This window comes from Cellulomonas sp. Root137 (assembly GCF_001426725.1).
Classification (GTDB): domain Bacteria; phylum Actinomycetota; class Actinomycetes; order Actinomycetales; family Cellulomonadaceae; genus Cellulomonas.
In genome coordinates this window covers 187,916-201,349 of record NZ_LMFG01000003.1, presented here as the reverse complement: position 1 = coordinate 201,349, position 13,434 = coordinate 187,916, and the positions used below count along the sequence as shown (strand labels likewise).

The window sequence follows — 13,434 nt, the reverse complement described above, 5'->3', positions numbered from 1 at the left end:
GTGCTCGACCTGACGTCGTCGCTGTTCCTCGGCCTGCACCACGGGTCCGACGAGCTCGGCGGGTGGGCGACCCTCACCACCGGGCGCGCAGCGGCGCTCGATGAGCCGGATCTCGCCCGCCGGGTGGCGGCACGGGTGGCGGCGAGCCAGGGCGCGGCAGCGGGCGTCGTGCACCGCTCGGCCCTGCACGCGCTGGTCGACGTCGTGGACGTGCTCGCCCCCTCGGCGGTCGTCGTCGACGCGCACGCGTACCCGCTCGCCGGGCTCGCGGCCGGGTCGGCGGCGGCTCGCCGGGGGGCGACCGTCCGGACGTTCGCCCACCACGACGTCGGTGACGCCCGCCGGGTCCTGACGGCAACCGGCGCGCGACGTCCCGTCCTGGTGACCGACGGGTGGTGCGTCGGCTGCAACCGGCCCGCCCCGCTGGCCGAGCTGGAGCGGGTCGTCCTGGCGCACGGGGGCACGCTCGTCGTCGACGACACCCAGGCGTACGGCGTGCTCGGCCACCGCTCCGGGCACGGCGGCTTCGGGCTCGACGGGGGCGGCACCTGGCGCTGGTCGGGCGGTCGTCCGGTGTCCGCCGTGCAGGTGGTGTCGCTCGCCAAGGGGCTCGGCACGCCGGTCGCGGTGACCACCGGGCCGCGGCCGCTCGTCGAGCAGCTGACGACGCACGGGACGCGGTGGCACTCCAGTGCGCCCACCTCCGCCGATCTGCTCGCCGCCGAGCGAGCGACGGCACCGCGACTCCGTGACGAGCTGGCCGGGCGCCGCCGACGCCTCTGGAGGGTGGTGCAGGCGCTGCGCGACGGGCTGCGACGGCTCGGGCTCCGGGTAGCTGGCCTGCCGTTCCCGCTCGTCCACGTCCGTGCTCCGTCGGTCGACCCGGTGCGGCTCGTGCACGGCCTGGGCGCCCTGGGCATCCGCGGGCTGGCCCTCGCACCGGCGTGCCGCGCGGCACCGACCCTCACCTTCGCGCTCCGGGCCGACCTCACGGACGGCGACGTGCGCACCGTGCTCGCCGCGCTCCGCGAGGTGCTGGCGCGGGAGGTGGCGGCGTGATCATCGACGCGCACTGCCACGCGGGCCTCGGGGACGTCATGCCCGACCCGCTCGGAGGGCGGTCCACCGACGCACCCCTGCGTCGGTACGCCGCCCGGGCCGCGCGCGCCGGCATCAGCCACACGCTCCTGATGGCTCCGCCGTCGGACGACTACACGGTGGCGAACCGGGCGGTCGCGCGGCTGGTCCGGGCCGCGCCGCACCGGTGGACCGGGATCGTGTTCGTCGGCACCCGCGCGGACGCGGGCCGGGTCGCGACGATGGTCGGCACCGCCGTCGACCGGTGGGGCTTCCGCGCGATCAAGGTGCACTGGCGCGACGGGGACATGACCGACGAGGTCGCCCGGGTCGCGCAGGCCCGCCGCCTGCCGGTCGTCCACGACCCCGGCGGCGACGTGCAGCAGGTCGACCACTTCTCGGCGCGCTACCCCGACGTCGCCTGGGTCATACCCCACCTGTCCTCGTTCGCCGACGACTGGCGCGCGCAGGTCCGGCTGACCGACCTGCTGGAGTCCCGACCCAACGTGTTCACCGACACCTCGGGGGTCCGGTACATCGACGTCCTCGTCGACGCCGTGCGTCGTGCCGGCGCGCACAAGGTCCTGTTCGGCACCGACGGGCCGTACCTGCACCCGGCCGTCGAGCTGGCGAAGGTGCAGGTCATGCAGCTCGCGCCCGCCGCACGGCACCTCGTGCTCGCGGGCAACGTCCAGCGCCTGGTCGCCCGTGTCCGCCGCAGCACACCCATCCCGCACTGAGCACCCCGGAGGAACCGATGTCCACCGTCGCCGCCTGGACCGTCCCCGCGTCGCCGTCGCCGTCGACCGCGCACCAGATGCTCCCCCACCCGGCCATCCCCGCCGGCACACCGCAGCACGCGTACTCCGGCCCGGGCATCGCCGAGATCAAGCCGCACAACCCGTCGGGCATCCGCGACGGTCTGCGGCAGCTGCACTCCCGGCGCAGGACGTTCCGCCGGGCGCACGGCAAGGACCCGGACATGTACCTGATCACGTACTGGCACCGCCCCGGCGCTGCCCCCACCCGGGTCACGTTCTTCCTGCTCAAGCCGCTGAAGAAGCACCTGCCGGACGCGCCGCGCCGGACCGGCGACGCGCGGTCCTGGCTGGCGTCGCTCGGCGTGTGGAACCGGCTCGGCAGCCCCGTGGACCTGCCTGGGCACTCCGCCCGGGCGTGGGCGCGCGCGATCGGGCCGGCCGCGCGCGGCCTGCTGGTGGAACCGCTCGCCCGCCGGGCGTTCTTCGCCCACCCGGGGTTCCGCGGACGCGCCACCGACCTGGCCCCGGCCAAGCAGTCGCAGATGCAGGGTCCGGACGTCTACTGGCGCGAGCTCGCCGAGTACCTCTACGAGCTCGCCTCGGAGCTGGGGTCCGTCGACCGCGCGGCATGATCCCGCTCCAGCGCCGCCGTCCGGTAGTCGAGCGCGCGGCGGCTCACGCCGAGCAGGTGTGCCGCCGCCCCGCTGCCGCCGGCGATGTCGAGGGCGGCGCGGGTCGCGACGTCGGCCGTGCGCGCCTTGAGCTCCTTGAGGCCGACCCCGGCTCGTAGCGCGTCACGCACCGCCCCCTCCAGGCCCCGCTCCCACCGATCGGCGGGGTCGGGCGAGCCGTCCGTCGACCCGACGGGCCTGTCCTCGGGGGGCAGGTCACCAGGTGTCACCGGCCCCTCTCCCACATGGCGCGCGGCCACCCGCGCGGCGACCTGACGCAGCTCGCGGACGTTCCCGGGGAACTCCCGCTCCTCGAGCGCCGCCGCCACCTCGGGCACCACGTCGGGCGCCCGGCCGTCGGCGCACTGCTCCGCGAGGAAGTACCGGAACAGCGGCACCACGTCCTCGCGCCTCGCCCGCAGCGGAGGGACGTGCAGGTGGGAGGCCGCCAGGCGGTGGTACAGGTCGGCCCGAAAGCCGTCCGCCTGCAGGTCCCGGTGCGTGGCGGCGACCAGGCGGAAGTCGGTGCGGCGCCGGTGCGTGCCGCCGACCGTCTGGTACGTCCCCTCCTGGACCACCCGGAGCAGCGCGGCCTGCAGACCCGTGGGCAGCTCGCCGACCTCGTCGAGGAACAGGGTGCCCCCGTCGGCGCGCGCGAAGGCGCCCTCGTGCGCGGCCGTCGCTCCGGTGAACGCGCCGCGCTCGTGCCCGAAGAACTCGCTGCCCGCCAGCGTCGGGACCACGGTCGTGCAGTCGACGAGCACCAGATCACCACCGGACCGGCGGGGGTCCAGGCGGTGCACCAGCCGGGCGGCGACCTCCTTGCCGACCCCGGTCTCCCCGGTGAGCAGCACCGGCGAGCGGGAGAACCGCGCGACCTCCACCAGCTCGCGCAGGAAGTCGCGCCACCGTGTCGACGTGCCGACCGAGGTCGCGGTGACCTCGCCGGAGGTCACCAGCCGGTCGACGGCCTCCCAGCGGGTGAGACGCTCGAGGACGGGGGCAAGGTCGTCGTCGCCGTCGAGGTGCACCACGTCCGCGGCGCCCCTGGCGAGCAGCCCCCAGGGATCGACCCGCACCCCGGGCAGGGCAGCGACGAGGACTCGACCCGACCCGCCGGGCGGCCACACCGGCCCCCCGAGGGCGGACGGCTCTGCGAGGACCACGACACCGGGCGCGCCCTCGGTCGAGGCCTCCGGCGTGCGGGCGTCCGCGTCGCGGAGCCCGGCCGCGAGCAGCCGGGCGCGCAACGGTGCAGATCGCGGCGAGGAGGCGAGCCGGAACCAAGCCATGGTGCCCCCCGTCTGCACCCACGGACACGGGCAGCGCCGCGGGCAGCACGCCGGACTGGCCCCCGGGACAACACCACGACACCGTGGCCACGGCGATCACGCACCTGTCCGGCCCACGGCCCGCGACGCCCACTGCGCCGGACCCGCCCGCGATGCCGACCGTCTGCAGCACCACCGAGCCGGGTCCGAATTGTCCTGCTCGACGAGTCTGTTTGCCCGACACACCACCGTCAAGGATCCGCGGTCCAGCGGTCCGCTCAACGCCAGATCGAGTCGAGGGGCCAGTAGGTGAGGCTGCGCAGCCGGGGTCGGCCGCCCTCGGAGACCAGCGACAGTCCCTGCCCGTCCCCCGCGGGGAACGCCAGCATCGTGCCGGTCAGCGCGCCGTCGTCGACGAACACCTCCACCGAGGACGCGTCGACCAGGAGGTGCAACCGGACGGTCCCGTCTGTCGGACGGTAGGCCGCCGAGCGCCGCACGGCGAAGCCGGCGAGCACACCACCCGTGCGCTCCAGGTAGACCTGGCCACCGTCGGCGGCGGTGTACCCGACCTCGACAGACTCCTCGACGATCCCGTCCGCCCCACGGCTCTCGAGCACGCGCAGCCCCACGCGCCCCGCGTCACCCGTCTCGATCTCGGCCTCGAGCTCGTAGGGCGGACCTCCCAGCGGGAGCGGTGTGTCGCGCTCGATCGCTCGGGAGCCGATCCGCACGGGCTGCCCGCGAAGGGACGCGAGCTCCGGCGCGGGAGACTGCACCAGGCGGACCTGCCCGCCGACGGTGCGCAGGTCGAGGTCACGCGGCACGCTCATCGCATTCGTCCACGGTCGGGTCGGGGCCTCGTACGGATACCGCCAGTTCCCCATCCACCCGATCCACACACGGCGGCCGTCGGGCGCCTGCTCGTAGGACTGCGCGGCGTAGAAGTCCTGACCCACATCGGTCAGCTGGACCGTGTCGTCAGGCACGGACGGGTCCCGGGTGAAGGTGGTCCCGTCGAAGTCGCCGACGAAGTACTGCGCCGTCGACCCGCCCGTGGCGTCGCTCGCCCCGACGGAGACCGTCAGCACCCACCGCACCCGCTCGGGGTCCCCGTCGACCTGCAGGGGAAACAGGTCAGGGCACTCCCAGACCGCCGAGTGCAGGCCCTGGCCGCGGCCGAAGCTGCTGAGCTCCACCCACCGGAGGAGGTCGGTCGACCCGAAGAGCCCGATCTGGTCGCCCGTGCTCACCACCATGACCCAACGCCTGGTCGGCTCGTGCCAGAACACCTTCGGGTCGCGGAAGTCGGTGCGGCCCTCGTTGGCGATCACCGGGTTGTCCACGTACCGCCGCCAGGTCAGCCCGCCGTCCGACGAGTACGCCAGGCTCTGCGCCTCGCCGCCCACCGTGCTGGTGTACACGGCGACCAGGCCTCCCGGCGGGCCATCGAACAGTCCGCTCGTGTCCGCGCCGTCGACCACGACGCTGCCCGAGAGCGCCTGCCCGAGCTCGTCGTGCTCCAGCGCGGTCGGCAGCGTCGTCCAGTGCACCGCATCCGGGCTCACCGCGTGCGCCCACGTGCCGTCCTGCTGGTGGAACAGGTGCCACTGCCGACCGTCGTGGACGAGTCCGTTCGGGTCCGCCAGGCGTCCTTCGGGCGGGGTGTAGTGGAGCTGCGGACGCCAGCGCTCGGTGTACGGGGGCGACGGTGCCGGGGAAGGGCGCTCGTCGTCGGCCGGGGTGCACGCGCACAGCCCGAGACCGACCGCGACCACCGCCGCCACGACGCGTCGCCCGCGCGCACGCCAGGTGACCCCCGCCGCCGGGGCGGGGGTCACCTGCGAGCTCGACTCCGGTCGGTTCAGGGGACCGGCCTGGGGTCGGGCGCCGGATCGACCGGCTGTGCCTTGTTCGCCGGGATGTCCCCGTAGGCGCCCAGCCCACCGTCGCCGTAGCTCCGGTCGACCACCGCGGACGTCCCCGCGATCGACAGGTGCACGGTCGGGGCCAGCGTCCCGCCACGCCGCACGTCCGGGTTGCCGATGGCGTCGATGAACGACTCCACGAGCCCGTTCGGCATGACGTAGTGCGAGTAGGCCTGGAACGTATACGGCGACTGCCCCTCGGCCGGCATGGCCGAGGTGCCGATCCCGTAGTTCAGGTTGGTCGGGTTGCCGAGCGCGAGACCGCTGCCCTCGTTCAGCGGCTGGAAGTCCGAGCGGATCCCGTTGCCGACGAACCCGTAGACGCCGTCCGGGCCGTCCATGTACCAGAACCGCGGATCGGTCGAGTCCACCCCGGGCCCCCGAGCGAAGGTGCTGCGGTGGCTGATGGTGAACAGGTAGTACTTCCCGTTCTGCAGGTAGATCTGCGGCCGTTCTGTCTGGTCGTTGACGCAGTTGCCGGACAGGATCGGCGGGAGGAACCGCCACTGGGTCAGCGCCTTGTTCTCGGCGACCGCCAGCCCGACGTTGGCCATCTGGAAGTTGGCGCCGTTCGCCGTGACCGTCGCCGGGTCCTCGGCGTACGGGTCACCCTCGCGGTACCCCAGATCCGCGGCTGTGCAGGTCACGGCACCGCGCTGCCCTCCGGTGTTGCCCTCGAAGACCATGTACGTCTTGCCCGGGTGGGCGGGATCCTCGAAGGTGAACGGGTCACGGAAGTTGACGAACGGGTTCTGCTCCTTGGTCTGGTAGTACGTGCCGTCGGGGACGAGGAGCTGGTGCTGGTCGCGGAAGCCCGTCATCCAGACACCGTTCTCGTCGGCGAACAGCCGGCCCTCCGTCTGCACGATCCGCGGGTCCGCCGGCTTGATGTCCTGGTCGTTGGCGTCCCGGTAGAACGCGACCGCGGTGTAGAAGAGCCGCAGCTTGTTGCCCTCCATCAGCCGCGTCGATCCCGACCACTCGGTCACCGTGGTGAACGACTGGTCCTCGAAGATGGCGCCGGCAGCACCGTCCGGGAACACGTACCCCCCGTAGATCCAGCCGCCGTTCTCGGGCCGCTGCTCCGGGGGCACGTCCGCCTTGCGGTAGAAGAAGCCGAGACGTGCGTGGGTGTGCCGGGCGTCGAACGTGTAGCCCGCGTTCGGGTCGGCGGTCAGCGAGAAGATGACCTCCCAGCCCTTGAAGCTGATCTGGTCGGCCGCGCCGTCAGTCAGCGTCCAGGTGTCCCACACCCAGACCTGGGTGCCGTCGGGCTCCGTGAGGATCGGGAAGTCCTGCGGGATCGGCGGCATGGAGTACTCGGGAGGCATCGAGCTCTCCCCGGCGGGAGCCTCGGGGTCGGACATCGCGCGCAGCTGGAGCGCGTCCGCACGGGTCCATCTGGCGGTGAAGCTGTCCTCGGGGTCGTAGGCCCGCTGGCTGTGGATCGACGGCGCCGGATACCCCGGCAACCGCAGCACGGAGGCGTCGCCGTCCTCCGGCGCGGGCGCTGCCACCTCGGGGGCAGGCGTCGTGGGCTCCGCGGTCGTCGCAGGCTCCGGCGTCGGCGTCGGGTCCTGGCTCGTGGTCGGTGTGCTGGTCGGCGAGCTGGTGGCCGCCGGGTCGTCTGCGAGCGCAGCGGGTGCGCCCAGCAGACCTGTCGCGACGAGTACGGACGCGGTCACGACGGCAGTCGCCGTCCTGCCGGCCGCACGCCGCCGGGGTGTGCTGGTCGAAGCATTCACGTCGGTTCGCTTCCTCGAGTGGTCGTGCAGGTGCTCGAGTGACGGCCCGTTCCTCCCCCATCGGCGACAGGGTAGGCACCGCGGATTCGCCGCTGTCAAGGCCGCATCACAGTTCGCCGTGACAATCGTCACCTACGGGTTGACGACCTTCCCGACGGGGTGTACGCCTGAGGTTTCACGGTCCGCAGGACGGCAGAGCAGCCGCCTCCCGGGCCCTCCGCGGCCGCCATCGCGGCCGCCACGAGCGCTCCGCGCTCCCCGTGCAGCGCGCACCGACGCGCGCCCCGGACCGGTGGAAGGAGAGCAGCGAACGTGCCGCCGACGGCCGGTGGCGCGAGCTCCGGGTGTGCGCCCCTGCGCGGCGCGCACCACCTCGGGTTGACGACCGATGAACCCCCATCGCGACCTGGCGCGCTCTGCGTGCCCGCGCCGGCGAGGCACTCTCTGCCGACGCACCCGACGAGGACCTGGAGCATCATGAAGCCTCCGACGACAGGACGCGGTGCGCGAAGGGGCGCACGCGCAGCGATCCTCGGGATCGCACTGACAGCACTGACCGCCGGCTCGTTCGCGGGCGCGGCGCAAGCGTCTCCCGGCCAGAGCGTGACGACGTTGCGTGACACGAACGCGATCACGCTCGCCAGCACGTTGACCGGTCGCAACGTCACCGTCCGCGCGGCATCTTTCACCGGCGCGGCCGTCCAGGCCGGCCTCTTCGCGGACGCCGGGTTCGGCGCCTTCCCGACGACGGGTGTGGCGCTCACGTCGGGCTCGCTCATCGACGCGGACCCTGCCTCCGACGAGGACGTGGACTTCACGAGGTCCGCGATCCTCGGGCCGAACAGCTCGCTGACGACGACGGGCGATCTCGGCGGGAGCGGTGACGAGCCGCTCAGCGCCCTCGTCGGTGCGACGACGTACGACGCGGCGACCCTCTCGGTCGAGGTCGTCCCGCAGGGCCGCCGACTCCTGCTGACCTACGTGCTCGGTTCGGAGGAGTACGCCACCTGGGCCGCGACGGGGTACCGAGACGCGTTCGCCGTCTGGGTCGGCGGCACGCCGTGCTCGTTCGTCCCGGGCTCGGACACGCTGGTGGGCACGGACACGGTCAACGCCGCGACGAACAGCGCCTACTACGTGGCCAACTTCGAGCCGAACGATCCCGGCGCCGTCGGCCACGACACGGAGATGAACGCCTTCACCGTGCCGCTGACCTGCACCGCCGACGTGACGCCGCGACAGCCCGTCACGGTGCGCATCGCGGTCGCGGACACCCGTGACGGGCAGCTCGACACCACCACCCTGCTGCAGTCGTCCTCGTTGCGGTCCACGCAGCTGCCCAGCCAGCTCGGCACGTTCCTGTGCCGGCTGCTCCCCTGGCTGCCGTGGTGCTCGGGCGAGGAAGGCACCGCTCCGGGGATCGCCGGCCCACGGGGCGGGATCCCGTTCTGATCGGACACGAGCCCCTCCCGTGGATCGCTCCACGGGAGGGGCTCGTCACGGTTCGGCCACGGGCACTTGACGTCGGGCGGATCTGGGGGCATCCTCACTCCAGGTGTTTAATCGATTTAGCAGGTGACTGATCGGGCAACTCACGAGGGAGTGAGGTGTGACATGGCGCGAGTACGGATCTCGGACGTCGCCGCCGCGGCCGGTGTCTCCACCGCCACGGTGTCGCTGGCGCTCAACGACCAGGACGCCCGGATCCCCGAGGCAACCCGGGAACGGGTGCGGCGCGCGGCCGCGGAGGTCGGCTACACCCCCAACTCGGTGGCACGCGGTCTGCGGACCCAGCGCACCCGCACCATCGGCCTGATCTCCGACCGGATCGCGACCACGCCGTTCGCCGGTCGCATGCTCTCAGGCGCCCAGGACGTCGCCCGGGAGCACGGCTACCTGGTGTTCCTCGTGGACACGGACGCGGACCCGACGGTGGAGCGCGAGGCCATCCGCGCCCTCGCCGACCAGCAGGTCGACGCCATGATCTACGCCTGCATGTGGCACCGGGTGGTGGATGTCCCGGCGTCGTTGCCTCGTCGCAGCGTCTTCCTCGACTGCCGGCCGGCCCAGGGCGACTTCCCGGCCGTCGTACCTGACGACCGGGCCGGGGGTGTCGCGGCCGTGCGTGAGCTCGTCGCCGCCGGGCACCGTCGGATCGCGTACGTGGACGTCGACGAACCGCACCCGCCCGTCGCGTCCGGCCTGCGGCACGACGGGTACCTGGAGGTGCTCGCCGAGGCCGGGATCGAGCCCGACCCCGCGCTGCACGTCCGCGGTGACACCTCGTCCGCGGGCGGACGACGAGCCGCGGACCAGCTGCTCGACCTGCCCGAGGACCGCCGTCCCACGGCCTTGTTCTGCTTCAACGACCGCATCGCCGCCGGGGCCTACGTCGCGGCGCACCGCCGGGGCCTGCGCATCCCGCAGGACCTGTCCATCGTCGGGTACGACGACCAGCAGCTCGTCGCGGCGGACCTCGACCCTCCGCTGACCACCGTCGCGCTGCCGCACTACGAGATGGGCCGGTGGGCGATGGAGGTCGCCCTCGGTATCAGGACGCCGGACGACACCGGCGCTGCTCACCTCATGCCCTGCCCGATCGTCGATCGGGACTCGGTGGGTCCGCCGCCGGCCACAGCTGCGAGCGACAGCCGGCGACGGACCTGACACGCAACCCCCAGCGGCCACCGTCGGTGGTCGTGGAGCGGTGACCCGACTTGCCGGTCGGGCACCAAGAGAGGAACCCCCGATGAAGCGCAGGTCCCTTGTCACGATCGTATCGGTGTCGGCGGCGTCAGCCCTGGCACTCTCCGCCTGCGGACAGGCAGGCCAGGGCGACGACGGCTCCGGTGACGGACCCCAGGAGCTCACCATGTGGACCCACTCGGCGGGCAACCCGGCCGAGCTGGAGGTCTACAGCAAGATCATCGACGACTTCAACGCGTCGCAGGACACGTACACGGTGGTCGAGGAGTCCTTCCCCCAGGGCGCCTACAACGACGCCATCGTCGCCGCGGCCGCCGCGGGCGACCTGCCGTGCCTGCTCGACATGGACGGCCCGATCGTCCCCAACTGGGCCTGGGCGGAGTACATCCAGCCGCTCGACCTGCCCACCAGCATCACGGACAACCTGCTGCCGACCGCGGTGGGCACCTACCAGGACAAGATCTACGCGGCCGGCTACTGGGACGCGGCGCTGTCGATCTTCGCCCGCAAGTCGGTGCTCGACGCCAACGGCATCCGGATCCCGACCATCGAGGAGCCGTGGACCGTCGACGAGTTCGACGACGCGCTGGCCACGCTGAAGGCCGCGGGCTACGAGACGCCGCTGGACATCGGCGCGGAGGACAAGGGCGAGTGGTGGTCGTACGCCTACTCCCCCATGCTCCAGAGCGCGGGCGGCGACCTCATCGACCGCGACACCATGCTCACGGCGGACGGCGCCCTCAACGGGCCGGAGGCGGTCACCTTCTTCACGTGGTTCCAGGACGCCTTCGCCAACGGCTGGGCCAGCAACTCCGGCACCATCGGCAACCAGGAGTTCAACGACGACGTCGTCGCGCTCAGCTACACCGGCGTCTGGAACGCGATGGACTCCCTCGAGGCCGCCGGTGACGACCTGCTGATCCTCCCGCCGCCGGACTTCGGCGACGGCCCGAAGATCGGTGGCGGGTCCTGGCAGTGGGGCATCTCGTCCACCTGCGACGCCGCGGAGGGTGCGCGCGAGTACCTGGAGTTCAGCTTCCAGGACAAGTACATCGCCGAGTTCAGCGACAAGCAGGTGGTCATCCCCGCGACCGCGGCCGCCGAGGAGCTCTCCGCCAACTTCGGTGAGGGTGACCCGCTGCGCCCGTTCGTCGAGCTCTCCCAGGAGTTCGCGCTCGCCCGTCCCGCCACGCCGGCCTACCCCGTCATCTCGAGCACGTTTGAGAAGGCGGCCAAGGACATCATGAGCGGCGCCGACGTGCAGTCGACCCTCGACGGAGCGGTCCAGGAGATCGACACCAACATCTCGTCCAACGACGGCTACGGCTTCTGAGCCGTCCTGACCGGCGGGGGCAGCACCGCTGCTGCCCCCGCCCGATCGGACACGCGCCATGACCTCTTCCACCACGTCCGTCGCGCCTCCGCGACCGCCTGACGCCCCCGTTCGGCGGCGTCGGACCTCCGCCGGCGCCCGCGGCGAACGCCGCTCCGGGCTCGCGATGGCCGCACCGGCTGCCGTCCTGCTCGGCCTGTTCCTCATCGTCCCCGTGCTGCTGGCGTTCGGCCTGTCGTTCACCAACGCACGGCTCATCTCCCCCAACCCGCCCCGGCTCGTGGGGCTCGACAACTTCGTCCGGGCGTTCACGCAGGACCCAGTCTTCCTGCGGTCGGTGCTCAACACCTTCCTGTTCGCGATCGTCGTCGTCCCCGTGCAGGCCGGGCTGGGACTGCTCCTCGCGGTGCTGGTCAACCAGAAGCTGCGCGGTGTGACGTTCTTCCGGATCGTCTACTTCATCCCGGTGGTCACGTCGATCGTCGTGGTGTCGATCCTCTGGAAGTTCATGTACCAGCCGAGCGGGCTGATCAACTCGTTCATCGACACGGTCACCCTCGGGGCGCTGCAGGGCGCGGACTGGCTGAACAACCCCAGCACCGCGCTGCCGGCGATCATCGTGCTGTCGATCTGGCAGGCCGTCGGCTTCCACATGCTCATCTGGCTGTCGGGGCTGCAGACCATCCCCGACGAGCTCTACGAGGCCGCCCGCATGGACGGCGCGGACGCCTGGGGCCAGTTCAAGAACGTCACCTGGCCGGGTCTGCGCTCGACCATGATCTTCGTCCTGGTCACCATCACGATCGCGGCCCTGGGCCTGTTCGTGCAGATCGACGTGATGACGCAGGGCGGCCCGCAGGACTCGACGACGACGATCGTCTACCACGCGGTCCGCAAGGGGTACCGGGAACAGGAGACCGGCTACGGCGCCGCGATCTCGCTCATCTTCTTCGTGCTGGTGCTCCTGATCGCCCTGGTACAGCGCTTCGTGACCCGAGAGAAGGACTGAGCCATGACCACCGTCACCGTCTCCCGGCTCGACCGGACGGAGCACCAGCAGCGTCGTCGGCGCCGCATCTTCTCCTACGTCGCGCTGGCGTTCTTCGCCGTCGTCTTCCTCTTCCCGCTCGTGTTCATGTTCGTGTCCAGCCTGAAGCCGGACGCGCAGATCTTGACCGATGCCCGATCCCTGGACGCGTTCCTGCCCGTGGGTGACATCAGCCTGGACAACTACCGGGACGTGTTCGACCGGGTGCCGGTCGCCCGGTTCATGCTCAACTCCGTGCTGATCACCACGCTGATCGTGCTGCTCGGGCTGGTGGTGAACAGCATGTGCGGGTTCGCGCTGTCCCGGCTGGAGTGGAAGGGCCGCGGGGCTGTGCTCGCCGTCGTCATCGCGACGCTCATCGTGCCCTTCGAGACCATCGCGATCCCGATGGTCTACTGGGTGTCCAAGCTGCCCACCCTGGTGTTCGAGGGCGGCGTCCCGAAGTACGACTTCGGCTGGCTGAACACCTACCAGGTGCAGATCATCCCGTTCATCGCGAACGCGTTCTCGATCTTCCTGTTCACCCAGTACTTCTCGACGATCCCGAAGTCCCTCGACGAGGCCGCGCGGATCGACGGCGCCGGCTGGTTCACCATCTACCGCAAGATCGTCGTCCCGCTGGCCGGCCCGGCGTTCGCCACGGTCGCCATCCTCACGTTCCTGCCCGCCTGGAACTCCTACCTGTGGCCGCTGATGGTCGTGCAGGAGGAGAGCCTGCGCCCGGTCATGGTGGGGATGCAGTACTTCTTCCAGCTGAACCCCGCCTGGGGCGAGGTGATGGCCTACACGACCCTCATCACGCTGCCGGTGCTCATCGTGTTCCTCTCGTTCCAGCGGGCCTTCGTCAGCAGCGTCGCCGCCAGCGGCGTCAAGGGCTGACCCCTCGTACCCTCG

General features: G+C 71.9%; 11 protein-coding genes. 8 read left to right on the top strand and 3 right to left on the bottom strand.

Features of this window, described 5'->3' with window-relative positions; all coding sequences use genetic code 11:
- From ASD18_RS15980 to ASD18_RS15970, 3 genes are read left to right on the top strand one after another with little or no spacing between them, the layout of a single operon-like run.
- The gene (locus ASD18_RS15980; RefSeq protein WP_056094305.1) at positions 1 to 1,059 is read left to right on the top strand and encodes an aminotransferase class I/II-fold pyridoxal phosphate-dependent enzyme; all 1,059 of its coding nucleotides are present in this window, start codon (positions 1 to 3) and stop codon (positions 1,057 to 1,059) included.
- A complete protein-coding gene (locus tag ASD18_RS15975; protein ID WP_056094303.1) occupies positions 1,056 to 1,817 on the top strand; it encodes an amidohydrolase family protein in 762 nt (253 codons plus the stop codon). Before ASD18_RS15980 ends, ASD18_RS15975 begins: the two co-directional genes overlap by 4 nt.
- Before the next feature lie 17 nt (positions 1,818 to 1,834).
- Complete coding sequence (locus tag ASD18_RS15970) at positions 1,835 to 2,470, top strand: hypothetical protein (RefSeq protein WP_056094301.1); 636 nt, start codon at positions 1,835 to 1,837, stop codon at positions 2,468 to 2,470.
- Here the strand turns inward: ASD18_RS15970 and ASD18_RS15965 are convergent.
- From ASD18_RS15965 to ASD18_RS15955, 3 genes are all read right to left on the bottom strand, one after another.
- Positions 2,425 to 3,801 (bottom strand): sigma 54-interacting transcriptional regulator, encoded by a 1,377-nt coding sequence (locus ASD18_RS15965; protein ID WP_156388043.1) that lies wholly within the window; start codon positions 3,799 to 3,801, stop codon positions 2,425 to 2,427. The genes ASD18_RS15970 and ASD18_RS15965 overlap by 46 nt on opposite strands.
- Before the next feature lie 257 nt (positions 3,802 to 4,058).
- Positions 4,059 to 5,621, bottom strand: a complete 1,563-nt coding sequence (locus ASD18_RS15960) for a glycoside hydrolase family 32 protein (protein ID WP_056094296.1) — start codon at positions 5,619 to 5,621, stop codon at positions 4,059 to 4,061.
- A 23-nt stretch (positions 5,622 to 5,644) separates the two neighbouring features.
- The gene (locus ASD18_RS15955; protein ID WP_056094293.1) at positions 5,645 to 7,393 is read right to left on the bottom strand and encodes a glycoside hydrolase family 68 protein; all 1,749 of its coding nucleotides are present in this window, start codon (positions 7,391 to 7,393) and stop codon (positions 5,645 to 5,647) included.
- A gap of 672 nt (positions 7,394 to 8,065) precedes the next feature.
- Here ASD18_RS15955 and ASD18_RS15950 point away from each other — a divergent pair.
- The 5 genes from ASD18_RS15950 (at position 8,066) to ASD18_RS15930 (ending at position 13,419) form a co-directional block, all read left to right on the top strand.
- A complete protein-coding gene (locus ASD18_RS15950; RefSeq protein WP_156388042.1) occupies positions 8,066 to 8,905 on the top strand; it encodes a choice-of-anchor L domain-containing protein in 840 nt (279 codons plus the stop codon).
- Positions 8,906 to 9,067: 162 nt separating this feature from the next.
- The gene (locus ASD18_RS15945; RefSeq protein WP_056094287.1) at positions 9,068 to 10,120 is read left to right on the top strand and encodes a LacI family DNA-binding transcriptional regulator; all 1,053 of its coding nucleotides are present in this window, start codon (positions 9,068 to 9,070) and stop codon (positions 10,118 to 10,120) included.
- A gap of 205 nt (positions 10,121 to 10,325) precedes the next feature.
- Positions 10,326 to 11,492: an extracellular solute-binding protein gene (locus ASD18_RS15940; protein WP_235522430.1), complete on the top strand. Its 1,167-nt coding sequence runs from the start codon at positions 10,326 to 10,328 to the stop codon at positions 11,490 to 11,492.
- A gap of 58 nt (positions 11,493 to 11,550) precedes the next feature.
- Positions 11,551 to 12,501 carry a carbohydrate ABC transporter permease gene (locus ASD18_RS15935; RefSeq protein WP_056094280.1) on the top strand — a complete coding sequence of 317 codons (951 nt, stop codon included), beginning with the start codon at positions 11,551 to 11,553 and terminating at the stop codon, positions 12,499 to 12,501.
- 3 nt (positions 12,502 to 12,504) lie between these two features.
- Entirely contained in the window at positions 12,505 to 13,419 is a 915-nt protein-coding gene (locus ASD18_RS15930) for a carbohydrate ABC transporter permease (protein WP_056094277.1), read from the top strand.
- The last annotated feature ends 15 nt before the right edge of the window (positions 13,420 to 13,434 follow it).

What these genes read in the sequence shown, in the direction of transcription:
- ASD18_RS15930 (WP_056094277.1), top strand. Translation starts at nt 12,505, where the DNA reads ATGACCACCGTCACCGTCTCCCGGCTCGACCGGACGGAGCACCAGCAG.
- ASD18_RS15970 (WP_056094301.1), top strand. Translation starts at nt 1,835, where the DNA reads ATGTCCACCGTCGCCGCCTGGACCGTCCCCGCGTCGCCGTCGCCGTCG.
- ASD18_RS15945 (WP_056094287.1), top strand. Translation starts at nt 9,068, where the DNA reads ATGGCGCGAGTACGGATCTCGGACGTCGCCGCCGCGGCCGGTGTCTCC.
- ASD18_RS15940 (WP_235522430.1), top strand. Translation starts at nt 10,326, where the DNA reads ATGTGGACCCACTCGGCGGGCAACCCGGCCGAGCTGGAGGTCTACAGC.
- ASD18_RS15965 (WP_156388043.1), bottom strand. Translation starts at nt 3,801, where the DNA reads ATGGCTTGGTTCCGGCTCGCCTCCTCGCCGCGATCTGCACCGTTGCGC.
- ASD18_RS15935 (WP_056094280.1), top strand. Translation starts at nt 11,551, where the DNA reads ATGACCTCTTCCACCACGTCCGTCGCGCCTCCGCGACCGCCTGACGCC.